Source organism: Streptomyces tricolor (assembly GCF_002155905.1).
Taxonomy (GTDB): domain Bacteria; phylum Actinomycetota; class Actinomycetes; order Streptomycetales; family Streptomycetaceae; genus Streptomyces; species Streptomyces tricolor.
Window position 1 is genome coordinate 1 of sequence record NZ_MUMF01000170.1, and the last position, 25,374, is coordinate 25,374.

Sequence of the window (25,374 nt, forward strand, 5' to 3'; positions counted from 1 at the left end):
GGAGCTGCGCGAGGAGCTGGGCGACGTCCTCCTCCAGGTCGTCTTCCACTCCCGGATCGCCGAGGAGGACCCGGACGCGCCCTTCTCCATCGACGACGTCGCGGGCGGCATCGTCGCCAAGCTCATCCACCGGCACCCGCACGTCTTCGGCGACGAGCGGGCCGAGACCCCGGAGGACGTCAAGGAGCACTGGCTGCGCACCAAGGCCGAGGAGAAGCAGCGCGCCTCGGTCACGGAGGGCGTGCCGCTCGGCCAGCCCGGACTGGCCCTCGCCGCCAAGCTCGCCTCCCGCACCCGTACGGCGGGCCTGGCGGTCCCCCTCCCGCAGGGCGAGGGCGTCGGGTACGAACTGCTGGCGCTGGCGGTCCGCGCCGAGGCGGCCGGCGTCGACCCGGAGGCGGCACTGCGGGCGGCGGCGCGGGTGTACCGGGACGCGATACGGGCTGCTGAGGGGCTGTCCGCTTAGTACCGTTGCCCCGACGGGCGGGTGCGAGGCGTGGGGGCCGGCGTGACAGGGGAGCTGGAGGAACTGAGGCGCGCGCTGCTGGGCGCGGTCCGCCGCTCACCGGCCGCCGCCCTGCGGGTCGAGGAGACGCTGGCGCGGGCGGGCATGGCCTACGCGGCCGAGGCGTGGACCCGGTGGGGCGACGACCGGCTCACGAGCCATCTCCAGCTCGCCTCCCTGATCCTGCTCCGTGGCGAACACCCCGACGAATTCGATGAGTTACGGGGGATCGCGACGGCCCCCCACACCCCGCTCCTGCCGGGTCCCACGGGCTTCTCCGGCGCGGCCGACGGCGGCCCCGGCTCCTCCCTGAGGGCGTTCCCCGCCTTCGACATCACCGACATCACGGACACGAGGGAGACAGCCGGTGCCACCGACCCCGCCGGAGCCACCCTCCGCGGCCCCGAAGAACCCGGACCCGGCAACCTCGACGACACCGGCAACGTCGAGGCGCCCGACGAGCCCGCCGCCCATGAGCCCGTCACCGCACAGCCCGTCACCGAAGCGCGCAAGGAGCAGGCGGTCCAAGAGCCCGGCGCCCGTCCCGGCGGCACCGGCGACCACATCGACTTCCGCGACGGCACCTTCCACGGGCGCGTGGTGGGGGTGCAGCACCACCACTACGGCACGGTCCCGGTGCCGGCCGAGTGGCGGCCGGCCGGTGAGGTGGGACCGCTGGAGTTCGGGGTGTGGCCGACACGGCCGGTGCCGGGGATGCCCGACGTGCCGCCGTACGTCCCCCGCGACTGCGACGAGGCGCTGCGCGCCCTGCTGGCCCGCACCGGCCTGGTGCTGCTCCTCGGCGAGCCGTACGCGGGCACGTCGTACACCGCGTGGCACGCCGTGCGCTCCCTGGAGAGTCACCGTGTGTACGCGCCGGACCCCGGGGCCGACCTGCGCCCCCTGGCGGCGGCCCTGCGGGGCAGCCCCGGCCGGTACGTCGTCTGGCTGGACGAGCTGACCGACCACCTCGGCCCGGGCCGGCTGGATCTGCCGCTGCTCGGGCGGCTCAACGACCTCGGTGCCGTCGTGCTCGCCACGATGCGCCCCGCCGAGTACTACCGGCGGCGCGCCGGGACCGCCCCCGGCGACCGGGTCGTGGCCGCCGCCCGCACGGTGGAGCTGCGCCGCGAGTGGAGCGAGGCCGAGCTGGCGCGGCTGTCGGCGCACGACGACCCGCGGGCGTACCCGGCGTACCTGTGGAGCGGCAGGGAGGGAGTGGGATCGTACTTCGCGGTCGGGCATCTGCTGTTCGACGAGTGGCGCCGGGCGGGGACCCGGCAGGAGCACCCGCTGGGGCGGTTGCTGGTCCGGGCGGCGGTCGACGTCGCCCGGTGCGGGGTCACGGGGGCGGTGCCGGCCGAGCTGCTCGCGAAGGTGCTCCCCCGGTACCGGCCGGAGGTCGGGGAAGCGGCGGAACGCGAGTCGCTCGAGGACGCGCTCCACTGGGCGACCGCGCCCATGTTCGGCGTCTCCGGGCTGCTCGTGGCGGGTGAGCGGTCCGGCACCTGGCGGGCGTACGGGGCGCTGGTCGCGCAGGCGCTGGCGGCGGAGGACCTGGAGCCGGTCCCGGACGAGGTGTGGTGGACGCTGCTGGACGCGGCCGAGTCCGGGCCGCCGCTGGACCACGGCGTGATCCTCGGCGCGGCCCGCGCGGCCCTGCGCTCGCGCGTCGAGGCCGCGGACGCGGAGGTGATGTTCCGGCTCGCGTGCCACACCGCAGGCGAGGAGCGGCTGTCCCTGCTGCGTCGCGCGGCCGACGCGGGCCACCCGGAGGCGGCGGCCGACATGGCGCGGATCCTGCTGTGGAACGGAGACGAAGAGGAGGCCGTTCCGTATCTGGAGGTGGCCGCGGAGGCGGGGGCCGCCGAGGCCGCGCTGCGCCTCGGCCGGATCCACCGGGCCAGGGCCGAGCGCTGGCTGCGGACGGCGGCCGAGGCGGGCGACGGCGCGGCGGCGCACGAGCTGGGCGACCTGCTGGTGGGTCCCGGACACGAGGACGAGGCGATCCGCTGGTACCGCAGGTCGGCGGCGGCGGGCCACCGCGAGGTCGCCGGCAGCCTGGGCAGCCTGCTGGGCAGATGGGGCGAGCAGGAGGCGGAGGAGTGGCTGCGCTACGCGACGGCCTGGGGCGACGCGCGTGCCGCGAACGACCTCGGCGTCTTCCTCGCCAATGTGAAGAAGGCCGCCGAGACCGAGAAGGAGCCGCTGTACCGGCAGGCGGCGGAGGGCGGCGACGCCTCGGCGACGGTGAACCTCGGTGTCACGCTGGAGTTCCTCGGCCGGGACGAGGAGGCGCTGAGCCGCGGCATCTACGACGCCTACACCCGGCTGAACCTGCGGTACTCGCAGATGGCTCCGCTCACCATGTGGGAGGAGAAGAACACCGGCTCCAACCTGCCGGCCCAGATCGAGCTGTACGCCACCGACGGCGGCGCCTACAAGTTCCTGTTCATGGCGAAGGGCGGCGGCTCGGCCAACAAGTCCTTCCTGTACCAGGAGACCAAGGCCGTCCTGAACGAGTCCTCCATGATGAAGTTCCTGGAGGAGAAGATCCGCTCGCTGGGTACGGCCGCCTGCCCGCCGTACCACCTGGCGATCGTGGTCGGCGGCACCAGCGCCGAGTACGCGCTGAAGACCGCGAAGTACGCCTCCGCGCACTACCTGGACGAGCTGCCGACCGAGGGTTCGCCGCTCGGCCACGGCTTCCGGGACAAGGAGCTGGAGGAGAAGGTCTTCGAGCTGACCCAGAAGATCGGCATCGGCGCGCAGTTCGGCGGCAAGTACTTCTGCCACGACGTGCGCGTGGTCCGGCTGCCGCGGCACGGCGCGTCCTGCCCGGTCGCCATCGCCGTGTCCTGCTCGGCCGACCGGCAGGCCGTCGCGAAGATCACCGCCGAGGGCGTCTTCCTGGAGCAGCTGGAGACGGACCCGGCGCGCTTCCTGCCCGACACCACGGACGAGCACCTCGACGAGTCGTCCGACGTGGTGAAGATCGACCTGAACCAGCCGATGGACACGATCCTCGCCGAGCTGACCAAGTACCCGGTGAAGACCCGCCTCTCGCTGACCGGTCCGCTGGTCGTGGCCCGTGACATCGCGCACGCCAAGATCAAGGAGCGGCTGGACGCGGGCGAGGAGATGCCGCAGTACCTGAAGGACCACCCGGTGTACTACGCCGGTCCGGCGAAGACCCCCGAGGGCTACGCCTCCGGTTCCTTCGGCCCGACCACGGCCGGCCGCATGGACTCCTACGTGGAGCAGTTCCAGGCCGCGGGCGGCTCGAAGGTGATGCTCGCCAAGGGCAACCGCAGCAAGCAGGTCACCGACGCGTGCAACGCCCACGGCGGCTTCTACCTCGGGTCCATCGGCGGCCCCGCCGCCCGCCTCGCCCAGGACTGCATCAAGAAGGTGGAGGTGCTGGAGTACGAGGAGCTGGGCATGGAGGCGGTCTGGAAGATCGAGGTCGAGGACTTCCCGGCGTTCATCGTGGTGGACGACAAGGGCAACGACTTCTTCCAGGACCCGGCTCCGCAGCCGACCTTTACGAGCATTCCGGTGCGGGGCCCCGGGCTGGCCTGACCGGCGGGCGGAATCCGCTGTCCGGATCCGGCCGGGGGGGTGACCGCCCGGCCGGATCCGGAAGGGGTTCACGAAGGACGGCCCCCGTCACGGGGGGCCGCCGGATCCGTCAGTGGGGCAGGCAGCCGAACCAGTGCACGGCGTCGTCGTCGGAGGTGTAGCCCAGGCACCGCACGGTTCTGTCGTGCAGGGTCTCGGTCCGGCCGACCCCTCCGTCCAGGTAGTCCGTCTTGTAGTGGGGCTCCACGAGGGTGTCGATCTCGACGGTGTACCAGCGGCGCTTCTCGTCCGGCAGGCTGCAGCCGTGGGCGGTCATGTTCCGGCTGGGGTCGCCGCCGGTCCATATGGCCCGTTCGGCGTGGTCGCAGTACGCGCGGTGCGCCCGGCCGGCGGCGTCGGCGGTGCCGATGCCCGTCCCGAGCAGGGCCGTGGCGCCCGTGGCCACCGCCACGGCCGCGCCGAGCAAGCGCTTCTGAGTGGGTTTCACGTTCTGCCCTCCTGCCGGCTGTGGTGACGGCCCGAAGTCGCCGTCCCACCCTGGGCCGATCGTCACCCGGTCCGGGAGGTCCCGCTCGGCGGCCGGGGGCGCAGTGCCCCGACCCGGTGACGCCGGTCATGCCAATGCAGCAGCCGGCGGTCGCACCGCCGCCCGTGCGGCCCAAGGTGTGGAACATCCCCGGTGCGCCGATCGCTGATACCGGCATGAGCGAATACCGCATCGAGCACGACTCCATGGGCGAGGTACGCGTCCCCGCCGAGGCCAAGTGGCGCGCCCAGACGCAGCGCGCCGTCGAGAACTTCCCGGTCTCCGGGCAGCGCATCGAACGCGCGCACATCGAGGCGCTGGCCCGGATCAAGGCGGCGGCGGCGAAGGTGAACGCCGAGCTGGGCGTGCTGGACAAGGACGTCGCGGAGGCGATCCAGGAGGCGGCCGGCGAGGTCGCCGCGGGCAGGTGGGACGAGCACTTCCCGGTGGACGTGTTCCAGACGGGCTCCGGCACCTCGTCCAACATGAACGCCAACGAGGTCATCGCGACGCTGGCGACCGAGCGGCTCGGCCGGGACGTGCACCCCAACGACCACGTGAACGCCTCGCAGTCGTCCAACGACGTCTTCCCCTCCTCGATCCACATCGCGGCCACCGCGGCCGTCACCCACGACCTGATCCCGGCCCTGGAGCACCTCGCCGCCGCGCTGGAGCGCAAGTCCGAGGAGTTCGCGGACGTGGTGAAGTCGGGGCGGACCCATCTGATGGACGCCACGCCCGTGACGCTGGGGCAGGAGTTCGGCGGGTACGCGGCCCAGGTGCGGTACGGCGTCGAGCGCCTGCGGGCCTCCCTGCCGCGCCTGGCCGAGCTGCCGCTGGGCGGCACCGCGGTCGGCACCGGCATCAACACCCCGTCCGGGTTCTCCGCCGCCGTCATCCGGGAGGTCGCCCGGGCCACCGGGCTGCCGCTCACCGAGGCCCGCGACCACTTCGAGGCGCAGGGTGCCCGGGACGGCATCGTGGAGACCAGCGGGCAGCTGCGGACCATCGCGGTCGGCCTCACGAAGATCGCCAACGATCTGCGCTGGATGTCCTCCGGGCCGCGTACCGGTCTCGCCGAGATCCGGCTGCCCGACCTGCAACCCGGCTCCTCGATCATGCCGGGCAAGGTCAACCCGGTGGTCCCGGAGGCCGTGCTGATGGTCGCCGCACAGGTCATCGGCAACGACGCCACCATCACCACCGCGGGCGCCGCCGGCAACTTCGAACTGAACGTCATGCTGCCGGTCATCGCCAAGAACGTCCTGGAGTCCGTCCGGCTGCTCGCCAACGTCTCGCGGCTGCTGGCCGACCGGACCGTCGACGGCATCACCGCCGACCGCGAACGCACCCGCGAGTACGCCGAGTCGTCGCCGTCCGTGGTGACCCCGCTGAACAAGTACATCGGTTACGAGGAGGCCGCGAAGGTCGCCAAGAAGTCCCTCGCCGAGCGCAAGACGATCCGTGAAGTCGTCCTGGAGAGCGGGTACGTGGAGCGCGGCGACCTGACGCTGGAACAACTCGACGAGGCGCTCGACGTCCTGCGGATGACGCGCCCGTAACCGGGGAGAACCGACCGGGAGCGAACCTTTCCGGCCACCCCGGACCACCGTGACGTGCACCGCAGCGTCGTATGCCCGTGGCACCTAATATCTGTGCATGACGGACGACGGAACGGTGACACGAGTGGCGGCGGGACCCGGGACGTACTGGACCCCCGGGACCCACATCCTGTGGCGCTACCGGGAGAACGGCGGCGAGCACTTCCACATCGCCCGGCCCGTCACCGTCGTACGCGACGACGCGGAGCTGCTGGCGGTGTGGCTCGCCCCCGGTACCGAGTGCGTGAAGCCGGTGCTGGCCGACGGCACCCCCGTGCACCTGGAGCCGCTGGAGTCCCGGTACACCAAGCCGCGCACCGTGCAGCGGGACCGCTGGTTCGGCACCGGCGTGCTGAAGGTGGCCCAGCCCGGCCGGCCCTGGTCGGTGTGGCTGTTCTGGGAGCCGGGCTGGCGGTTCAAGAACTGGTACGTCAACCTGGAGCAGCCGCTGGTCCGCTGGGCGGGCGGGGTGGACTCCGAGGACCATTTCCTGGACATCTCGGTGCACCCGGACCGCAGTTGGCACTGGCGGGACGAGGACGAGTTCGCGCAGGCCCAGCGGGACGGGCTGATGGATCCGGCGACCGCCGAGCGGGTGCGGGCGGCCGGGCAGGAGGCGGTGGAGGTGATCCGCGCGTGGGGGGAGCCGTTCGCGGACGGCTGGCCGCACTGGCGTCCGGACCCCTCCTGGACGGTACCTTCTCTCCCTGAGGACTGGGACCGTACGCCCGCGCACGTGTCCTCATGAGACCCTTGATGCGCCCCCGGGCAAGAAACGTAGGATCGTCCTCCGCAAGGGCGCGAAAGTGCAACCGGCGGAGCACGCGCGGGGCTTGACCGATCGTCACCGAGGGGCGGCAGGACGTGAGCGAGGGGTACCAGGGCACCACCACGAAGGCCTGCCCCGCGGGAATTCCGTTCCCGGGGCACGTATTGCGGGTATCGGCATGTCGGCGGGACCAACTGCGCGCCCGGCGTATCCGGCGCACAGCCCCGGACGGATGGATGCGACACGCGTGACGGAGCAGCCCACCTCCTTCGAACGCCCACAGCCGGGCGTCGACCCCGCGGAGGCCCGCGGGGCGCTCCTGCGTACCCAGAAACAGCCCGCGCAGCAGCTCGGCAACCCGGCCTTACCCGCGCAGGCCCGGACCGACGGGCCGTCCTCCGGTCCGGGCACGGCCACGCCCTGCGGCAAGGGAACGGACGGCAACGGGAAGGAGCTACCCGTCAACGGTTCCGAGCACTCCCAGCCCGCCACCACCGAACCCGACGCCCACCGCCCGCGCCCCGCGCCGGAGGGCATCCCGGCCCAGCCCGGCGCCGAGCAGGAGCGGGCACCGGGCGGTCAGGAGCGCCGTACCGGGCGGGGACTGCCGCCCGGGCGGCCGATGCCCATGCGGCGTGACGGGGACCGGCTCAGGTTCGTGGGCGCGGCCACCCGGCGCATCGCCCGCGGGCTCGACCTGGACGAGATCGTGATGGGACTGTGCCGGGCCACGGTGCCGACGTTCTCCGACGCGATCCTGGTCTATCTGCGCGAACCGCTGCCGGTCGGCGACGAGCGGCCCAGCGGCCCGGTGGTGCTGCGACTGCGCCGCACCGACCGGATACCGCAGGAGCGGGACACCGACGGCGTGCTGCTGCCGCCGGCGTTCGAACCGGAACCGGAGCCGTCCGTGCTGGCGGACCTGTCGTCCCTCACCACCGAGCTGTGCGAGGTGCGGCCGGGCGGCGCGCTGAACGAGGTGCTGCGCGGGGTCCGGCCGGTGTTCGCCGACGCGCCCGCCGCCCGGGCCGCGCTGCCGGAGCTGCTCGGCGAGGGCGGCGAGGGGGTCGTACCGGGCGGGCAGCGCGCGATCCTCGCGCCGCTGCGCGGCCGGCGCCGGGTGATCGGCGCGGCCCTGTTCCTGCGCCGCCCGGACCGGCTCGCGTTCGAGGCGGACGATCTGCTGGTGGCCGCCCAGCTGGCCACGCACAGCGCGCTCGGCATCGACAAGGCGGTGCTGTACGGCCGGGAGGCCTACATCGCCGACGAGCTCCAGCGCACCATGCTGCCCGAGACCCTGCCCCGCCCGACCGGCGTCCGGCTGGCCTCCCGCTATCTGCCGGCGGCGGAGACCGCGCGGGTCGGCGGCGACTGGTACGACGCGATCCCGCTGCCCGGCAGCCGGGTCGCGCTGGTCGTCGGCGACGTCATGGGCCACTCCATGACCTCGGCGGCCATCATGGGCCAGCTGCGGACGACGGCCCAGACGCTGGCCGGGCTCGACCTGCCGCCGCAGGAGGTGCTGCACCACCTGGACGAGCAGGCGCAGCGCCTGGGCACCGACCGCATGGCGACCTGCCTGTACGCCGTGTACGACCCGGTGACGCACCGCATCACGATCGCCAACGCCGGCCATCCGCCGCCCGTGCTGCTGCACCTGGGCGGCCGGGCCGAGGTGCTGCGGGTGCCGCCGGGCGCGCCGATCGGCGTCGGCGGGGTCGACTTCGAGGCGGTGGAGCTGGACGCGCCGGCCGGGGGCACCCTGCTGCTGTACACCGACGGTCTGGTGGAGTCCCGGCTGCGGGACGTGTGGACCGGCATAGAGCAGCTGCGGGAGAAGCTGGCCGCGACCGCGCAGCTGACCGGCCCGGACCATCCGCCGCCGCTGGAAGCGCTGTGCGACGAGGTGCTGGACATGCTCGGTCCCGGCGACCGGGACGACGACATCGCGCTGCTCGCGGCCCGGTTCGACGGGATCGCGCCGAGCGATGTCGCGTACTGGACGCTGGAGCCGGAGGACTCCGCCCCGGGCCAGGCCCGCCGGCTGGCCCGGCGCGCGCTCGCCCGCTGGGACCTGGAGGACCTGACGGACTCGGTGGAGCTGCTGGTCAGCGAGGTCGTGACGAACGCCGTGCGGTACGCGTCCCGGCCGGTGACGCTGCGGCTGCTGCGGACGGACGTGCTGCGCTGCGAGGTCGGCGACGACGTGCCGCAGCTGCCGCGGCTGCGGCAGGCGCGGGCCACGGACGAGGGCGGGCGCGGCCTGTACCTGGTCAACAAGCTGGCCCGGCGCTGGGGCGCGACCCGGCTGAGCACCGGCAAGGTGGTGTGGTTCGAGCTGAACCCGGGCTGAGTCCGGACGGCGTGACGACGCGAAGGGCGCCCGGAGGTGTTCCGGGCGCCCTTCGCGTGTGCCTGTCTACTGGCCGAAGTCGTCGTCGGGGTCGAGCGGGTCCTCGGTGACGGGGGCCGTCGGCGGTCCGGTGGTGGGGGTCCGGGACGGCGTCTGCGACGGTGTCTGCGAGGGCGTCTGCGACGGGGTCCGGGACGGCGTCTGGGTCGGCGACTTCGACGTCGGCGGCGCGCTGGACGGCGTCTGCGACGGCGTCCGGGTCGGGGTCTGGCTGTACGTCGGCGTCTCGGTCGGTGCGACGGCCGCGCCCTGCGTGGTGTTCAGGTCGAACGTGGCCTTGTCGGTGACGCCGAAGGTGTAGGCGGCCCAGATCTGCGCCGGGTAGCCGCCGCCGTTGATCCGGCCCGGCGGCGGGAGCAGGCCGGTCGCGCCCCGCAGGGAGACGTGGGCCTTGGTCTCCGGGTCCTCGCCGAACAGGCCGACGGAGGTGACCAGGTCGGGCGTGTAGCCGGTGAACCAGGCCGACTTGTTCTCGTCGGAGGTACCGGTCTTGCCCGCCACCTGCTGGCCGTCCCGCAGCGGGTTGCTCGCCACGGACTTCTTGGCCGTACCGTCGTCGACCACGCCGGTGAGCACCGAGGTGACGGTGTCGGCCGCCGTGCGGCTGATCACCGAGCCGCCGACCGGGTTCGGCATCTCCACCGAACGGCTCTTGCTCTCCGCCGACTTCACGATGGTCGGGGTGACCTTGTAGCCGTGGTTGGCGAAGGTGGCGTAGATGCCGGCCATCTCCAGGGGGCTGGCGCCCATGGAGCCGAGGGTCTGGGCGGGCACCGCCTGCATGCCCTTGGTGTTCATGCCGAGCTTGCCCGCGGTGCTCATGACCTTGTCCATGCCCACGTCCACGCCCATCTGCGCGAAGACGGAGTTGACGGACTTGTTCATCGCCTCCTGCACGGTGATCTCGCCGTAGTCGACGTCGTCCTCGTTCGGCGGGGCGAAGCCGACCCGGGAGCCGTGGTCCAGGACCTGGTGGCGGCTGGTGCCGTCGTAGACGGTGCTCGCGGTGATCGGCTTGCCGTCCTGCGTGGTGGCGTTCTGCTCCAGGGCGGCGGCGAGGATCACCGGCTTGAACGTCGAGGCGGGCTGGTAGTCCCGGCGGGTGGCGTTGTCGACGTAGTGCTTGTAGTAGTCCTTGCCGCCGTAGAGCGCGACGATCTTGCCCGTCTCGGGGTCGACGGAGACGGCGCCGGCCTGGACGGCGTCGTCGACCTTGCGCTTCTTCCCGTCGAGCTTGCCGGTCAGCTGGGTCCTGACGGCGTTCTCCAGCGCGGCCTGCTTCTTCCGGTCGATGTTGAGGGTGATGGTCCAGCCCTTGTCCACGACGGCGTTCTCCGCCTGCGACTGGGTCAGGCCCTCCTGCGCCATGAGCTGCTGCTCCAGCTGCTGGTTGGCGAGTTCGACCAGGTAGCCCTTCTGCCCGCCGAGGCCCGGGGCGCCCTTGGGCTCCTTGATCTTGGGGAAGTGCATGGCGTCGCGCTTCGCCTTGGACAGCCAGCCCTCCTCGACCATGTTGTCCAGGACGTAGTTCCAGCGCTCGGTGACCAGTCGCTTGCCGATGTCGGTGGCGACCGCCCAGTCGTACTGGCTGGGCGCCTGGAGCAGCGCGGCGAGGTAGGCGCCCTGCTCGACCTTGAGGTCCTCGGCGTCGACGTGGAAGTAGGCCTGGGCCGCGGCCTGGATGCCGTAGGCGTTGCGGCCGTAGTAGCTGGTGTTGATGTAGCCGGCGAGGATGTCGTCCTTGGACTTCTCGCGGTCCACCTTCAACGCGATGACCAGTTCCTTCAGCTTGCGCGTGACGGTCTGGTCCTGGTTGAGGTAGTAGTTCTTGACGTACTGCTGGGTGATCGTGGAGCCGCCCTGCTTGCCGCGGCCGAGCGCCGTGTTGATCAGGCCGCGGGCGGTGCCCTTGAAGTCGACGCCGGAGTCGCTGTAGAAGCTCTTGTTCTCGGCGGCGACGAAGGTCAGCTGGACCTTGCGGGGCACCTTGGACAGGTCGACGATCTCGCGGTTGACCTCGCCCTTGCGGGCCAGAACCGTTCCGTCACTGAACTTGTAGACGTTGCTCTGCTGCTGGGCGGCGGCGTTGCCCTCGGGGATGTCCACGTAGAGGTACAGGCCGATGAAGGCCAGGATGCCCAGCAGGCACACCCCGAAGAAGGTCCCGAGGATCTTCTTCCACGTGAACATCCGGCGTATGAGGCTCTTCGCGGGCTTGCCGCCCGCCGTGGGCTCGGGGCGGCGGCGCTTGGGCGCCGCGCGGTGGCCACCGCGCTGTCGCGCTCGTCTCTCTTCCGCTCGTCCCATCGGTCCCTACGCTCGCTTCCGTCTCGGGGTCAGCTCCGAAAGCTAACACCCCTCTATATGACAAAGGGCGCCCGATCCGTTCTTTTGCGGACGTGACAATCAGCACCCACCCCATCGGAACCGACGGTTATCACTGGCCCAGGGTTGCTCCGACGGTTAAAGTGATATCACTTAGCTAGACCCACGCTATGGGTTCAGCCATGCATGACGAGAACGGGGGATCACCCATGTCCGACATACCCGAGATGCCTGCTCCGCGCGTGCGCGAGTTCACCGCCCACAGCATCGGCGGCGGGTTCGCCCTGCTGCTCGGCCTGATCGGGCTCGGCGTCGCGGTCGCGCTGTTCGCGGCCTCCGGGGCGGTGTCCTCGTCCGGCGCCGAGGGCGGGCTCATCGCCGCCGGTGTCGTCGTCCTGCTCGCGTCGCTGATCGGGATGCGCGGACTGAACACGGTGGCGCCCGGCGAGGCCCGGGTCGTCCAGCTCTTCGGGCGCTACCGGGGCACGATCCGGCAGGACGGTCTGCGCTGGGTGAACCCCTTCACCTCGCGGACCCGTATCTCCACCCGGGTGCGCAACCACGAGACCGCCGTACTGAAGGTGAACGACGCCTACGGCAACCCGATCGAGCTGGCCGCGGTCGTGGTGTGGAAGGTCCAGGACACCGCGCAGGCCACCTTCGAGGTGGACGACTTCGCGGAGTTCGTGGCCACGCAGACCGAGACGGCCGTGCGGCACATCGCGATCGAGTACCCGTACGACGCCCACGACGAGGACGGCCTGTCGCTGCGCGGCAACGCCGAGGAGATCACCGAGAAGCTGGCCGTCGAGCTGCAGGTCCGGGTCGAGGCGGCGGGTGTGGAGATCATCGAGTCGCGCTTCACGCATCTCGCGTACGCTCCCGAGATCGCCTCGGCGATGCTCCAGCGACAGCAGGCGGGAGCGGTGGTCGCGGCGCGGCGGCAGATCGTCGACGGTGCCGTGGGGATGGTCGAGGCGGCGCTGGCCCGGATCGCGGAGGCGGACATCGTGGACCTGGACGAGGAGCGGAAGGCGGCGATGGTGTCGAACCTGATGGTGGTGCTGTGCGGGGACCGGGCTCCGCAGCCGGTCCTCAACACGGGAACGCTCTACCAGTGACCGACCCTTCGACAGGCCCGTCGACAGGCCCTTCGGAGACCCCGAAGCGCCGGCCGCAGCAGCGCAAGCAGGTGCTGCTGCGGCTGGACCCGGCGGTGTACGAGGCACTGGCCCGGTGGGCCGGGGACGAGCTGCGGTCGGCGAACGCGCAGATCGAGTTCCTGCTGCGGAAGGCGCTGGCGGAGGCGGGGCGGCTGCCGAAGGACACGGGGCCCCTGCCGCGGCGGGGCCGTCCGCCTGTGTCAGAACCGTGACAATCGGCCCCCACCTGCGGGGCCGCACCCCCTGCCAGTGACCCTGCACGCCGTGTATACATCCCGCGTATACACCGTGTGTAGAGTGCTGCCATGTCCATCGGTCACACCCTCCTAGGGCTCCTGGAGTCCGGCCCGCGCCACGGCTACGACCTCAAGCGGGCCTTCGACGAGAAGTTCGGTCACGACCGGCCGCTGCACTACGGCCAGGTCTACTCCACGATGTCCCGGCTGCTGAAGCACGGCCTCGTGGAAGTCGACGGGATCGAGGCGGGCGGCGGCCCCGAGCGCAAGCGGTACGCCATCACCGACGCCGGCATCACCGACGTCGAGCGCTGGCTCGCCACCCCGGAGAAGCCCGAGGAGTACCTGCAGTCGACCCTCTACACCAAGGTCGTCCTCGCGCTCCTCACCCACCGCGACGCGGCCGACATCCTCGACGTGCAGCGGGCCGAGCACCTGCGCAGCATGCGGATCCTGACCGACCGCAAGCGCAAGGGCGACCTCGCGGACCAGCTGATCTGCGACCACGCCCTGTTCCACCTGGAGGCCGACCTGCGCTGGCTGGAGCTGACGGCCGCGCGCCTCGACAAGCTCCGTGAGGCGGTGGCCCGATGACCGCTCCCCCCGGCTCCCTGCTCGCCGCCGAGAACCTGCACAAGTCCTACGGCCCCACGGTCGCCCTCGACGGCGCCGAGTTCTCCATCCACCCCGGCGAGGTCGTCGCCGTCATGGGCCCCTCCGGCTCCGGCAAGTCGACGCTGCTGCACTGCCTCGCCGGCATCGTGCCGCCCGACTCCGGCTCCATCACCTACGCCGGCCGGGAACTGGCCGGCATGAGCGACGCCGAGCGCAGCGCGCTGCGCCGCAGCGAGTTCGGCTTCGTCTTCCAGTTCGGGCAGCTCGTCCCGGAGCTGACCTGCGTGGAGAACGTGGCGCTGCCGCTCCGGCTGAACGGCCGCCCCCGCAAGCAGGCCGAGCGGGCCGCGCTGACCTGGATGGAGCGGCTGGAGGTGGACGACCTCAAGGACAAGCGGCCCGGCGAGGTCTCCGGCGGCCAGGGCCAGCGGGTCGCGGTGGCCCGGGCCCTGGTCACCGGGCCCCGGGTGGTCTTCGCCGACGAGCCGACCGGCGCGCTCGACTCCCTCAACGGCGAACGCGTGATGGAGCTGCTCACCGACGCGGCCCGCTCCACCAACGCGGCCGTGGTGCTGGTCACGCACGAGGCCCGGGTGGCCGCCTACTCCGACCGGGAGATCGTCGTACGCGACGGCCGGTCCCGGGACATGGAGCGGGCCATATGAAGGTGCGGCAGTGGTCCAGGGATCTGGGCCTCGGCATGCGGTTCGCCTGGTCCGGCGGGCGCGAGGGCTGGGTGCGGATGCTGCTGACCGCGGTCGGCGTCGGCCTGGGCGTGGCCCTGCTGCTGCTGACCACGGCGCTGCCCAACGCCCTGTCGGTACGGCACCAGCGCGACGAGGCCCGCCTCGACTACACCTACGGCCCGTCCCGGCCGAAGGCCGCGAACACCCTGGTGATCTCCGATGTGAACACGTCCTACCGGGGCAAGGACGTCCGCGGCCGGCTGGTGGAACCGGAGGGCCCGCGCGCCCCGATGGCCCCGGGACTGGACCGGTACCCGGCTCCGGGTGACATGGTGGTCTCCCCCGCGCTGAAGGAGCTGCTCGACTCGGCCGACGGCAGGCTGCTGCGCGAGCGGTTGCCGTACCGGGTGGTCGGGACGATCGGCGAGGAGGGGCTCATCGGGTCCCGGGAACTCGCCTACTACGCCGGCGCGAAGGACCTCGCGCCGCGCATCAACGGCTGGCAGACGGCCCGGATCGCCGAGTTCGGGCGTCCGCAGCCGGCCCAGTCGGACACGGCGGACCCGGTGCTGATCCTGCTGGTGCTGATCGTCTTCGTGGTGCTGCTGATGCCCGTCGCGGTGTTCATCGCCGCGGCCGTACGGTTCGGCGGCGAGCGCCGCGACCGCCGGCTGGCCGCGCTGCGGCTGGTGGGCTCCGACAGCCGGATGACCCGGCGGATCGCGGCCGGCGAGGCGTTCGCCGGATCGCTGCTCGGCCTGGCCTTCGGCACCGTGTTCTTCCTGATCGGACGCCAGGTGGCGGGCAGCGTCGAGATCCTGGGCATCAGCGTGTTCCCCAGCTATCTCGACCCCACGCCCGCGCTGGCGGCGCTGGTCGCGGTCGCCGTCCCGGCGGCGGCCGTACTGGTCACGCTGTTCGCGCTGCGCGGCGTGGTCATCGAGCCGCTGGGCGTGGTCCGTACGGCCAGACCCGCACGGCGCCGGCTGTGGTGGCGGCTGCTGCTGCCGCTGGGCGGACTCGCCCTGCTGTCACCGATGCTCGGCCAGGGCCGGTCGAACGGGAGCTTCAACGAGTACCTGGTGATCGGCGGTGTCCTGCTGCTGCTGGTGGGTGTCACCGCGCTGCTGCCGTGGGCCGTGGAGGCGGCCGTCGCCCGGCTGGGCGCGGGCAGCGTGTCGTGGCAACTGGCCATACGGCGGCTCCAGCTGAGCAGCGGTTCGGCCGCCCGCATGGTCAACGGCATCGCGGTCGCGGTGGCCGGGGCGATCGCGCTGCAAATGGTGTTCGCGGGCGTCGAGAGCGACTACACGAAGGCCACCGGCGACGATGTCACCCGGGCCCAGATGCAGGTCCAGCTGCCGCGGGGGCTCGCGCTCCGGCCGGCCGCGGAGAAGTTCGCCGAGACCGAGGGCGTGCGCAAGGCCGTCGCGCTGGGCAGCGCCTCGCTGGGCGACCGCAGTTGGAAAGAGGACCAGTCCACTTCCGTCACGACGAGTGTGACGGTGGGTGACTGCGCGTCGCTGCGCGAGGTGGCCCGGCTGGCCTCCTGCCGGGACGGCGACGTCTTCGTGGCGCGCGGCGGGGACTTCGACCAGGACGCGGCCAAGCTCGCCGAGCCGGGCCGCACGCTCTACCTCGACGCCACCTACGGCGTCGACCAGGGCCCGGAGATCACCTGGACGGTGCCGAAGGGACTGCAGCGGGCCCGCGCGATCACCTCGCCCAACGGCAGCAGGACGAGCGGCTTCCTGATGACGCCGAGCGCGGTGCCGCCCGAGGTGGCCAAGGTGCTCAGCGGCACGGTGTTCGTCTCGGTCCGCGACTCGGTGCCGGACGTGCACGAGTACGTCCGCAACACCACCGCGAAGGTCAGCCCGCTGGCCGACGCGCAGGTGTGGTCGGCCACCGAGAGCTCGAAGAAGTTCACGTCCATCCGGACCGGCCTGTTCGTCGGCGCCGTGTGTGTGCTGGCACTGATCGGGGCGAGCCTGCTGGTCTCGCAGCTGGAGCAGTTGCGCGAGCGGCGCAAGCTGCTGTCGTCGCTGGTCGCCTTCGGCACCCGGCGCCGCACGCTGGGCCTGTCGGTGCTGTGGCAGACGGCGGTGCCGATCGCCCTCGGGCTGCTGCTGGCGCTGGCGGTGGGCCTGACCCTCGGCGCGGTGCTGCTGAAGATGACGGCCACCGCGGTGTCCGTCGACTGGGCGAGCGTGCTGGCCCTGACCGGCGCGGGCGCGGCGGTGGTCGTCGCGGTCACCTTGCTGAGCCTGCCGCCGCTGGCACGGCTGATGCGGGCCGACGGGCTGCGTACGGAGTGATCCTGCCGCCGGCCGGCCGCGGCGCCGTCGTGGCCGGCCGCGCGGTTCCCCCGCGCGGGGCGGGACCGCTCAGGGGTCCAGCACCCGCACCGGCAACGCGCGAAGCGCCTCCCGCAGCGCCCCCGCCAGCTCCTCGTACTCCGCCGCCCGCGCCGCCCCCGCGCGCATGGCGAAGGCCACCCGGCGGCTCGGCGCGGGCTCGGCGAAGGAGCCGGTGAGCAACTGGCTGCTGCGGGCGGTCTCCAGCTTCAGCGCGGTGCGCGGCAGCAGCGTGCAGCCGAGGCCGCCGGCCACCAGCTGGACCAGCGTGGACAGGCCGGCGGCCGTGGTGGTGACCGGCGCGTCCTCGCGGCCCGCCTCCCGGCAGATGTCCAGGGCCTGGTCGCGCAGGCAGTGGCCCTCGTCCAGGAGCAGCAGGTTGAGCTCCTTGAGCGCCTCGCGCGGGATGCCCTCCCGGCCGCCGAGCCAGTGGTCGAGCGGGGTGACGAGCACGAAGTCCTCGTCGAAGAGGGGCAGTTCCACGACCCCGGGGACGCCGAGCGGCACGGCCAGCAGCAGCAGGTCGAGCCGGCCGGAGTTCAGGCCGTCGATCAGGTTGGCGGTCTGCTCCTCGTGCACCTGGAGGTCGAGGTCCGGGTAGCGCTCGTGGACGAGCCGCAGCACGGCCGGCAGCAGATACGGCGCGACGGTGGGGATCACGCCGAGGCGCAGCGCGCCCGTGAAGGGCGCCCGAACCGCCTCGGCCTCCTCCATCAGCGCCCCGACCGCCTCCAGCACCGCCTTGGCGCGCACGGCCAGCCGCTCCCCCGCGGGCGAGAGCAGCACCTTGCGGGTCGTACGCTCGAGAAGGGTCACCCCGAGGGTCTCCTCCAGCGCCGAGACCGCGCCGGACAGGGCGGGCTGGCTCATCCCGATGGCCGCCGCCGCGTCCCGGAAGTGCAGATGCTCGGCCACGGCGGCGAAGGCGCGCAGCTGCGACAGGCTCGGCTGCCTCCGCTTGCCGTTACTCACAGTCACTGATAGCTACCTCCGATCAACACGACCTAGTGTAGCTATTTCCCTAATCAATGCACCCTGTGCCAACATCGAACACGTCCAACCCATGGGAAACGCCCCAAAAGGGAAGTTTCTTCGCTGCAAGGAGAGCGTGTGCTCACTGTCGGTGACAAGTTCCCCGAGTTCGATCTGACCGCCTGCGTCTCGCTGGAGAAGGGCAAGGAGTTCGAGCAGATCAACCACAAGTCCTACGAGGGCAAGTGGCTCGTGGTCTTCGCCTGGCCCAAGGACTTCACGTTCGTGTGCCCGACCGAGATCGCCGCGTTCGGGAAGCTGAACGACGAGTTCGCCGACCGCGACGCCCAGATCCTCGGCTTCTCCGGTGACTCCGAGTTCGTCCACCACGCCTGGCGCAAGGACCACCCGGACCTGACGGACCTGCCGTTCCCGATGATGGCGGACCCGAAGCACGAGCTGATGCGCGACCTCGGCATCGAGGGCGAGGACGGCTACGCCCAGCGCGCCGTCTTCGTCGTGGACCCGAACCACGAGATCCAGTTCACGATGGTCACCGCCGGTTCCGTGGGCCGTAACCCCAAGGAGGTCCTGCGGGTCCTCGACGCCCTGCAGACCGACGAGCTGTGCCCCTGCAACTGGAACAAGGGCGAGGAGACCCTCGACCCGGTCGCGCTGCTGGCTGGTGAGTGACCCGTGTCGCTCGACTCCCTGAAGTCCCGGATCCCGGACTACGCCAAGGACCTGAAGCTCAACCTGGGCTCGGTCATCGGCAACTCGGACCTTCCCGCGCAGCAGCTGTGGGGCACGGTGCTGGCGACCGCCATCGCCTCCCGCTCCCCGATCGTGCTGCGTGAGCTGGAGCCGGAGGCCAAGGCGAACCTCTCGCCGGAGGCGTACCAGGCCGCCAAGTCGGCCGCCGCCATCATGGCGATGAACAACGTCTTCTACCGGACCCGGCACCTGCTGTCCGACCACGAGTACGGCACCCTGCGCGCGGGCCTGCGGATGAACGTCATCGGCAACCCGGGCGTGGACAAGGTCGACTTCGAGCTGTGGTCGTTCGCGGTCTCCGCGATCAACGGCTGTGGCATGTGCCTGGACTCGCACGAGCAGGTGCTGCGCAAGGCCGGCGTGGAGCGCGACACCATCCAGGAGGCGTTCAAGATCGCCTCTGTGGTGCAGGCGGTCGGCGTCACGCTGGACGCGGAAGCGGTGCTCGCCGAGTAAACCGCTGTTCCGGAACCCCGCTCACTGCTGGTGGGCGGGGTTCTCGGCGTCTTCGCCGACCGCACCGGGGCCCGCGCCCGCGGACCCCTCGTCGGCCCGAGCGGCCTCGTCCTCGTCCTCCGGACGGGCCGCGTTTCCCTGAACCTCCTGCGAGTACCGCCGCAGATACCCCACCACCGTGTTCGTCACCGCCACCAGCGGTACGGCCACCACCGCGCCGCCGATGCCGGCCACCATGCCGCCGGCGGCCACGGTCAGCACGACCGCGAGCGGGTGGACGCGGACCGCGCGGCCGAGGATGAACGGCTGCAGCACGTGTCCCTCGATCTGCTGGACCGCGAGGACCACGACGAGGGTCATGACCGCGGTGAAGACGCCCTGGGTGACCAGGGCCACGATCACCGCGAGCGCACCGGAGGCGACCGCGCCGACCAGCGGGATGAACGAGAAAAGGAAGATGAAGACGGCCAGCGGGACGGCCATCGGCACATCGAGGAAGTAGATGCCGATACCGATGAAGATGGCGTCGATCAGGGCGACCAGGACCGTGCCGCGGACGTAGGCGGTCAGGGTCTGCCAGGCGCGCGGGCCGGCGCCGGCCACGCCCGGGCGGGCGGCGGCGGGCACCAGCTTCAGGAACCACTCCCAGATGCGCTTGCCGTCGTAGAGCAGGAACAGCGTCGAGAAGAACACCAGCAGGATGCCGGTGAGGGCCTCCACGATGACCTGGACGCCCTCCAGGCCCGCGGACGTTATCTGGTCGGCGTTGGCGCCGATCGCCTCGCGCAGGTTCTGGGCGATCTGGTTGATCTGCTTGTCGGTGACGTGGAAGGGGCTCTTCAGCAGCCAGTTGCGCAGGTCGTCGATGCCGCTCTGGATCTGGGTGGAGAGCGTGTCGATGTTCTCCATGACCTGCCAGGTCACGAACCAGCCCATCAGACCGATGACGACGAAGCCGCTGATGGCGGTGAGCGCGGTGGCCGGGCCGCGGGGCACCCCGCGCCGGGTGAGCCGGGCGACGGTCGGCTGGAGCAGCGCGGTGACCAGCAGGGCGATGACGAAGGTGAACACCACCAGCTGCACGGCGCTGATGACCCGCATCAGCACCCAGACGGTGCCGGCCAGGACCAGCAGCCGCCAGCCGGCCTCGGCGGCGACCCGGACGCCCCAGGGCACGGCCTCGGCCGGATCGGGGCGGGGGCCGCGCGGCGCGGCGGGCCGGCGAGCGGCCGGGACCGCCTCGGCGGTCGCGTCGGCCGGTTCCGTGCCGGCGGAGTCGGGAGCGGTGCGCTCGGCGGTGCCGGCCCGCTCCTTCTCCGCCTCGGCCCGGCGCTCGTCCAGGCGCTCGCTCATCTCGGTGAGGCCGGCCCCCAGCCGGCCGAGCCACCCTGGCACTCGCGACATGATCCGTCCTCTTCCCCCGCGTCCCCGGGTGCTCGCCACCACTCCCCCCGGGAGTCGTTCGGATACGACCGTACAGGGCGAAAGCCCCTCCCCTGAGGACGGGGAGGGGCTGCGCAAGGTTGAGAGGGCTCGGGCGAACCGGGCGGAACGCTCAGTACCAGTGGTTGGCCTGCCAGAAGGTCCAGGCCTCGCACGGGCTGCCGTAGCGCTCGTTCATGTAGTTGAGACCCCACTTGATCTGGGTGGCCGGGTTGGTCTGCCAGTCGGCGCCGGCCGACGACATCTTCGAACCCGGCAGGGCCTGGAAGAGGCCGTAGGCACCGGAGGAGGGGTTCACCGCGCGGTAGTTCCAGCTGGACTCGTGGTCCACGATGTTGCTGAAGCACTGGTACTGGCCGGCGGCCACCATCTGGCGCGCCATCGCCTGGATCTGGGCCACGCTGTAGCTGCCCTGGACCGGGAAGCTGGAGGAGTCGCGGACGTCGGTGCCGCCGCGGCTGGCCGCGGTGGCCTTCGCCTCGGCGCGCTCCTTGGCCTCCTTGGCCGCCTTGGCAGCCTTCTCCGCGGCTGCCTTCTTCGCGATCGCGGTCTCGGCGGCTGCCTTGCGGGCGGCCTCCTCGGCGTCCTTCTTGGCGCTCGTGTCCGCGGCGATGGCCTGCGCGTCGGCCTGCTGCGTCAGGGACGCAACCTGCACCTGCGCCTGCTGACCCGCGGGTATGTCCGCGAGGAGCGTGGTGTCGGCTGCCGTCGCCTCGGCGTCGTTGGTCTGCGCGGTGCTGCCCGAGGCAACGCCGACGACGCTTCCGACAGCGGTGACCGCGGTGGCCGAGGCCACTGCGAATCCCCGGACCGAAATCCGGCTCACACGGTTTCCTTCCAGCATCGCCCGCTTCGGTGACCCTGGCGGACGCAATCGTGCCCCTGACACTGGCCTCCCAACTGCGGGGTCACGGGAGGCGCGGGCCCGGTGGGCAACTCCCCTTCAGGGAGCGCCGCGTGGTGCTCGGGCGGCATACGACGAACTCTATGGAGTTGGTGGTGCTTCCGGGGCGCCGTACCGCTGGGGGTACGGCTGTGTCGTATGCGGGGCCTGACAGGAGTGAGACTCTGCCGTAACCGGACGCCGCGTGGCAATTCTGTGTTGCGTGTGAAAGCTCACATGTCGTTTGGCCCTGGGGATTTCAGGAAAGCTCCACGCGCGAAGGCGCCGCCCGGCTAGGCTCGTGGCCTTTGCCGGACGGCGCCAAGTGGGCCCGCCCCAGGGGCAGATGCGTCAGATGTGGCCGTCCTCCAGCATTTCGGTCACAAGGGCGGCAATCTGGGACCTCTCGGACCGCGTCAGCGTGACGTGCGCGAAGAGCGGGTGCCCCTTCAGCTTCTCCACGACGGCGACGACACCGTCGTAGCGGCCCACGCGCAGATTGTCCCGCTGTGCCACGTCATGGGTGAGAACGACGCGGGAGTTGGCGCCGATCCGGGACAGGACGGTCAGCAGGACGTTCTTCTCCAGGGACTGCGCCTCGTCCACGATCACGAACGCGTCGTGCAGCGAGCGCCCGCGGATGTGGGTGAGCGGGAGCACCTCCAGCATCCCGCGCGCGGTGACCTCCTCGATGACCTCGCGGCTGGTGACCGCCGAGAGGGTGTCGAAGACGGCCTGCGCCCAGGGGCTCATCTTCTCCGCCTCGGTGCCCGGCAGATAGCCCAGCTCCTGCCCGCCGACGGCGTACAGCGGCCGGAAGACCATCACCTTCTGGTGCTGGCGGCGCTCCAGGACCGCCTCCAGGCCCGCGCACAGTGCCAGCGCCGACTTGCCGGTGCCGGCCCGGCCGCCCATCGAGACGATGCCGATGTCCGGGTCGAGCAGCAGGTCGAGCGCGATGCGCTGCTCGGCGCTGCGGCCCTTGATGCCGAACACCTCCCGGTCGCCGCGCACCAGCCGGACGTTGCCCTCGGCGGTGACCCGGCCGAGTGCCTTGCCGCGCTCGGACTGGATGGTCAGGCCGGTGTGCACGGGGAGGTCGGCCGCCTCCGGGACGTACACGTGCCCTTCCTCGAAGAGGATGTCCACCTGCTCGCCCGGCAGGGTGAGTTCGGTCATCCCGGTCCAGCCGGAGTTCTCCGTGATGGCGAGTTCGGCCCGGTACTCCTCGGCGAGGAGGCCGACCGACGACGCCTTGATCCTGAGCGGCAGGTCCTTCGACACGACGGTGACGTCGAACCCCTCGGCCTGCAGGTTGCGGGCCACCGCGAGGATGCGCGAGTCGTTGTCCCCCAGGCGGTAGCCGGTGGGCAGCACACTGGGGTCCGAGTGGTTCAGCTCGACCCGGACCGTGCCGCCCAGCTCGCCGATCGGGATGGGTGCGTCGAGGCGACCGTGCTTCACCCGGTAGTCGTCCAGCAGGCGCAGGGCCTGCCGGGCGAAGTAGCCGAGTTCGGGATGGTGCCGCTTGGCCTCCAGCTCCGTGACCACCACGACGGGGAGCACGACCTCGTGCTCGTCGAAGCGGGTCAGGGCGCTCGGGTCGGCCAGCAGGACGCTGGTGTCGAGAACATACGTGCGCCGGTCGGGCTTGTGGCGCTTTGTGCTGGTCACCACGGAAGGACGTACCCCCTCGGATGAGGTCGGGGAGCGACGAAGTGATGCTGGACCGGTGTCTGGCCCCCGCGCGCGACGGGCCGTGAACCGGCCCTTCGCGGCTGCTTCCGTGCCGTGACCGCACGGTCGGGCTGGTGCAAAGGGCCTCCCGGGCGGACGGCCCCGAGCCGCCCGCTGAGAACCGACGCCCGTGGTTCGGGTGTCGACCTGTTGGGTTTATGCCCTCGAACATGCGCTGCCATGCAAATGCGGCCAACAGCGCGCCGGTGAACTCCTTGTTACATCCTCGCCAAGCCGGGTACACGACAACGCCCCGTCACCGGGCGGCGACGGGGCGGTGCGGGCGGGTCAGCCGCCGTAGCGGCGGTGACGTGCGGCGTAGTCACGCAACGCGCGCAGGAAGTCGACCTTGCGGAAGGCCGGCCAGAAGACCTCGCAGAAGTAGTACTCCGAGTGAGCGGTCTGCCAGAGCATGAATCCGGACAACCGCTGTTCGCCACTGGTGCGGATCACCAGGTCCGGGTCCGGCTGGTCACCCGTGTAGAGGTGACGGCCGATCATGTCGATGTCGACGGACTCGGCGAGCTCCTCCATCGACACGCCCTTGTCGCGCGCGTCGTGCAGCATGGAGCGCACGGCGTCGGCGATCTCCTGCCGGCCGCCGTACCCGATGGCCACGTTGACGAGTATCCCGTCGATGTGGGCGGTGGCCTCCTCGGCCTCCTTCAGCGCCGTCTGCATCTGCGCGGGCAGCAGGTCCATCGTGCCGACGTGGTGCACCCGCCAGCGGCCGTCGGCGGCGAGGGTGCGCACGACGTCCTCGATGATGCCGAGCAGGGGGACGAGTTCCTCCTGCGGCCGGTCGAAGTTGTCGGTGGACAGCAGCCACAGGGTGACGACCTCGACATCGGTCTCGGTGCACCAGCCGAGGAACTCCTCGATCTTCTCGGCGCCGGCCCGGTGCCCGTGGACGGTGCTGGATCCGGACGCCTTCGCCCAGCGGCGGTTGCCGTCCATGATGACGCCGATGTGCTTGGGCACCTGAGCGTGGTCCAGGTGGCCTTCCACCCGGCGTGCGTAGAGCCTGACGAGCAGGCCGCGCAGCTTGTCGCGCAGGTTCACGTGGCCCTCCGGGGGTTTGGCGCGGGGATGGGGTGCCGGAGCCGTTGAGCCTACCGCTGATCGGGGGTTGGTCATGGCCCGGGGCTTGCGCGGGGCGCGGGGTTCCGCCGGTGCCGCGGCACCCGCGGGGCGCGGCGGTTCACCGGCCGGGGACCGCGCCTTCGACGGGATCGCCCTCGACGGGGACGCCGGAACCCGCCCGAGAGGTTCCGGGCGGCCCATGAAAAACGGGCCGGTCCGTGGGGGGGAGACGGACCGGCCCGAGGGGGGGTTTCCACCATAACCCTTCGTAAGGGATGGTGGGTGCATCGGCGTGCCACAACTACTCTCCGGAATCACCCGGCAACGCCCTGCTGGCTGTGGAATAGGAGATTCGGGGCGTTTCCTGGCCGGTTCACAGCGGAATCACAGGGAAATCCGCTCGGGTACGAACAGATTCGCAAGGTTTACGCCATCTTGGGGGACATCGGCGAGTTGCCCCGGGTCCCTCCGACGGGCGACGGCGTCAGCGAACGGTGGACTTGACGATTCCGCTACGCCGCCGAATGAAGATCGCCCGGTTTCACGGCACCGCGCAGCCCCCTCCACTGCGCGGTACCGACCGCGCAGCTTTGCTCACGCGAATTACCTTGGTCTGAACTTACGTGACAGGTGAGACCGATGTGAAACCGGGGCCGATAACAATGTGGAAACCCTGGGAGAACTCCCGTCAAACTTTCGTCAGACGGCCGCCGGACACGGGTCAGCGTGCGGGCTTGCGGAGGTCGAAGAGATGCCGGGCGCTGTGTGCGACGAACGGCCCTTCCCTCTCGATCCGCTCGTGCAGCGCGCGCAGTTGCGGCTCGTACGCCTCGACCGTGAAGCCCGGGACCATCCAGACCACCTTGCGCAGGAAGTGCACGACGGCGGCGATGTCGTGGAACTCCGTCCGCAGCCGCTCCGCGCGCAGCCCCGCCACCTCCAGGCCCGCGGCCTCGGCATCGGCCCGCTCCCGCTCGGGGTCGCGGGCGCGGCGCGCCTCCTCGGGCTGCGGGCCGAGGAAGTACTCGACCAGCTCGAAGACGCTGCTCGGCCCCACGTGCTGGGCGAAGTAGGTGCCGCCGGGCCGCAGCACCCGGGCGATCTCGTCCCAGTGCGGGCGCACCGGGTGCCGGCTGAGCACCAGGTCGAACGCCTCGTCCGCGAAGGGCAGCGGGGCGTCGTCCGGGGCGGCGACCACCACGACCCCGCGGGGCCGCAGCAGCGCCGTGGCCCTGGCCGCGTTCGGCG

General features: G+C 71.5%; 20 protein-coding genes. 12 read left to right on the forward strand and 8 right to left on the reverse strand.

Annotated features, from left to right (window positions below):
- Together CCN44_RS13495 and CCN44_RS13500 are read left to right on the forward strand one after the other, a co-directional pair.
- Positions 1-466, forward strand: a 466-nt coding sequence (locus tag CCN44_RS13495; RefSeq protein ID WP_143649734.1) for a nucleoside triphosphate pyrophosphohydrolase, incomplete at its 5' end; no start/stop codon positions are given.
- 1,827 nt (positions 467-2,293) lie between these two features.
- On the forward strand, positions 2,294-4,087 hold the full coding sequence (locus tag CCN44_RS13500) for a FumA C-terminus/TtdB family hydratase beta subunit (RefSeq protein ID WP_414820499.1): 1,794 nt from the start codon (positions 2,294-2,296) through the stop codon (positions 4,085-4,087).
- Between the two features lie 109 nt (positions 4,088-4,196).
- Here the strand turns inward: CCN44_RS13500 and CCN44_RS13505 are convergent, their stop codons facing one another.
- Positions 4,197-4,574: a hypothetical protein gene (locus tag CCN44_RS13505; protein WP_059252380.1), complete on the reverse strand. Its 378-nt coding sequence runs from the start codon at positions 4,572-4,574 to the stop codon at positions 4,197-4,199.
- A 215-nt stretch (positions 4,575-4,789) separates the two neighbouring features.
- Between CCN44_RS13505 and CCN44_RS13510 the strand changes: the two genes are divergently transcribed.
- The 3 genes from CCN44_RS13510 to CCN44_RS13520 all read left to right on the forward strand — a co-directional run bounded on the left by CCN44_RS13510 (position 4,790) and on the right by CCN44_RS13520 (position 9,336).
- Positions 4,790-6,175: a class II fumarate hydratase gene (locus tag CCN44_RS13510; RefSeq protein ID WP_059255213.1), complete on the forward strand. Its 1,386-nt coding sequence runs from the start codon at positions 4,790-4,792 to the stop codon at positions 6,173-6,175.
- Positions 6,176-6,272: 97 nt separating this feature from the next.
- Positions 6,273-6,962: a cytidylyl-2-hydroxypropylphosphonate hydrolase gene (gene fomD, locus CCN44_RS13515; protein ID WP_086697782.1), complete on the forward strand. Its 690-nt coding sequence runs from the start codon at positions 6,273-6,275 to the stop codon at positions 6,960-6,962.
- 253 nt (positions 6,963-7,215) lie between these two features.
- Positions 7,216-9,336, forward strand: a complete 2,121-nt coding sequence (locus CCN44_RS13520; RefSeq protein ID WP_202430289.1) for an ATP-binding SpoIIE family protein phosphatase — start codon at positions 7,216-7,218, stop codon at positions 9,334-9,336.
- Positions 9,337-9,402: 66 nt separating this feature from the next.
- Here the strand turns inward: CCN44_RS13520 and CCN44_RS13525 are convergent, their stop codons facing one another.
- Positions 9,403-11,703 (reverse strand): transglycosylase domain-containing protein, encoded by a 2,301-nt coding sequence (locus CCN44_RS13525; RefSeq protein WP_059252377.1) that lies wholly within the window; start codon positions 11,701-11,703, stop codon positions 9,403-9,405.
- A 227-nt stretch (positions 11,704-11,930) separates the two neighbouring features.
- On the opposite strand from CCN44_RS13525, the gene CCN44_RS13530 reads away from it, so the two are divergent.
- The 5 genes from CCN44_RS13530 (at position 11,931) to CCN44_RS13550 (ending at position 16,739) form a co-directional block, all read left to right on the forward strand.
- The gene (locus CCN44_RS13530; protein WP_059252376.1) at positions 11,931-12,842 is read left to right on the forward strand and encodes an SPFH domain-containing protein; all 912 of its coding nucleotides are present in this window, start codon (positions 11,931-11,933) and stop codon (positions 12,840-12,842) included.
- Positions 12,788-13,096 carry a type II toxin-antitoxin system antitoxin gene (locus CCN44_RS13535; RefSeq protein WP_399009312.1) on the forward strand — a complete coding sequence of 103 codons (309 nt, stop codon included), beginning with the start codon at positions 12,788-12,790 and terminating at the stop codon, positions 13,094-13,096. The genes CCN44_RS13530 and CCN44_RS13535 overlap by 55 nt, the downstream gene beginning before the upstream one ends.
- A 93-nt stretch (positions 13,097-13,189) precedes the next feature.
- Entirely contained in the window at positions 13,190-13,714 is a 525-nt protein-coding gene (locus CCN44_RS13540; RefSeq protein ID WP_059252374.1) for a PadR family transcriptional regulator, read from the forward strand.
- Entirely contained in the window at positions 13,711-14,400 is a 690-nt protein-coding gene (locus CCN44_RS13545) for an ABC transporter ATP-binding protein (RefSeq protein ID WP_059252373.1), read from the forward strand. The genes CCN44_RS13540 and CCN44_RS13545 overlap by 4 nt, the downstream gene beginning before the upstream one ends.
- Positions 14,397-16,739: an FtsX-like permease family protein gene (locus CCN44_RS13550; protein WP_059252372.1), complete on the forward strand. Its 2,343-nt coding sequence runs from the start codon at positions 14,397-14,399 to the stop codon at positions 16,737-16,739. Before CCN44_RS13545 ends, CCN44_RS13550 begins: the two co-directional genes overlap by 4 nt.
- Positions 16,740-16,808: 69 nt before the next feature.
- Here the strand turns inward: CCN44_RS13550 and CCN44_RS13555 are convergent, their stop codons facing one another.
- On the reverse strand, positions 16,809-17,756 hold the full coding sequence (locus tag CCN44_RS13555) for a LysR substrate-binding domain-containing protein (protein ID WP_059252371.1): 948 nt from the start codon (positions 17,754-17,756) through the stop codon (positions 16,809-16,811).
- A 132-nt stretch (positions 17,757-17,888) separates the two neighbouring features.
- Here CCN44_RS13555 and CCN44_RS13560 point away from each other — a divergent pair, with 132 nt between their 5' ends.
- Both CCN44_RS13560 and CCN44_RS13565 read left to right on the forward strand, forming a co-directional pair.
- Positions 17,889-18,443, forward strand: a complete 555-nt coding sequence (locus CCN44_RS13560; RefSeq protein ID WP_059252370.1) for a peroxiredoxin — start codon at positions 17,889-17,891, stop codon at positions 18,441-18,443.
- A 3-nt stretch (positions 18,444-18,446) separates the two neighbouring features.
- Positions 18,447-18,980 carry an alkyl hydroperoxide reductase gene (locus CCN44_RS13565; protein WP_059252369.1) on the forward strand — a complete coding sequence of 178 codons (534 nt, stop codon included), beginning with the start codon at positions 18,447-18,449 and terminating at the stop codon, positions 18,978-18,980.
- A gap of 21 nt (positions 18,981-19,001) precedes the next feature.
- On the opposite strand, the gene CCN44_RS13570 is transcribed toward CCN44_RS13565, so the two are convergent.
- From CCN44_RS13570 to CCN44_RS13590, 5 genes are all read right to left on the reverse strand, one after another.
- Complete coding sequence (locus CCN44_RS13570) at positions 19,002-20,384, reverse strand: AI-2E family transporter (protein ID WP_086697784.1); 1,383 nt, start codon at positions 20,382-20,384, stop codon at positions 19,002-19,004.
- A gap of 151 nt (positions 20,385-20,535) precedes the next feature.
- On the reverse strand, positions 20,536-21,249 hold the full coding sequence (locus tag CCN44_RS13575) for an aggregation-promoting factor C-terminal-like domain-containing protein (protein WP_451760477.1): 714 nt from the start codon (positions 21,247-21,249) through the stop codon (positions 20,536-20,538).
- 408 nt (positions 21,250-21,657) lie between these two features.
- Positions 21,658-22,983 carry a PhoH family protein gene (locus CCN44_RS13580; RefSeq protein WP_086697785.1) on the reverse strand — a complete coding sequence of 442 codons (1,326 nt, stop codon included), beginning with the start codon at positions 22,981-22,983 and terminating at the stop codon, positions 21,658-21,660.
- Between the two features lie 348 nt (positions 22,984-23,331).
- Positions 23,332-24,105, reverse strand: coding sequence for an isoprenyl transferase (locus CCN44_RS13585; protein WP_059252365.1), 774 nt, complete (start codon positions 24,103-24,105; stop codon positions 23,332-23,334).
- 742 nt (positions 24,106-24,847) lie between these two features.
- Positions 24,848-25,374 (reverse strand): methyltransferase domain-containing protein (locus tag CCN44_RS13590; protein WP_086697786.1); only part of this gene is annotated, 527 nt, incomplete at its 5' end.

What these genes read in the sequence shown, in the direction of transcription:
- CCN44_RS13500 (WP_414820499.1), top strand. Translation starts at nt 2,294, where the DNA reads ATGGCGCGGATCCTGCTGTGGAACGGAGACGAAGAGGAGGCCGTTCCG.
- CCN44_RS13510 (WP_059255213.1), top strand. Translation starts at nt 4,790, where the DNA reads ATGAGCGAATACCGCATCGAGCACGACTCCATGGGCGAGGTACGCGTC.
- fomD (WP_086697782.1), top strand. Translation starts at nt 6,273, where the DNA reads ATGACGGACGACGGAACGGTGACACGAGTGGCGGCGGGACCCGGGACG.
- CCN44_RS13520 (WP_202430289.1), top strand. Translation starts at nt 7,216, where the DNA reads ATGGATGCGACACGCGTGACGGAGCAGCCCACCTCCTTCGAACGCCCA.
- CCN44_RS13525 (WP_059252377.1), bottom strand. Translation starts at nt 11,703, where the DNA reads ATGGGACGAGCGGAAGAGAGACGAGCGCGACAGCGCGGTGGCCACCGC.
- CCN44_RS13530 (WP_059252376.1), top strand. Translation starts at nt 11,931, where the DNA reads ATGTCCGACATACCCGAGATGCCTGCTCCGCGCGTGCGCGAGTTCACC.
- CCN44_RS13540 (WP_059252374.1), top strand. Translation starts at nt 13,190, where the DNA reads ATGTCCATCGGTCACACCCTCCTAGGGCTCCTGGAGTCCGGCCCGCGC.
- CCN44_RS13545 (WP_059252373.1), top strand. Translation starts at nt 13,711, where the DNA reads ATGACCGCTCCCCCCGGCTCCCTGCTCGCCGCCGAGAACCTGCACAAG.
- CCN44_RS13550 (WP_059252372.1), top strand. Translation starts at nt 14,397, where the DNA reads ATGAAGGTGCGGCAGTGGTCCAGGGATCTGGGCCTCGGCATGCGGTTC.
- CCN44_RS13570 (WP_086697784.1), bottom strand. Translation starts at nt 20,384, where the DNA reads ATGTCGCGAGTGCCAGGGTGGCTCGGCCGGCTGGGGGCCGGCCTCACC.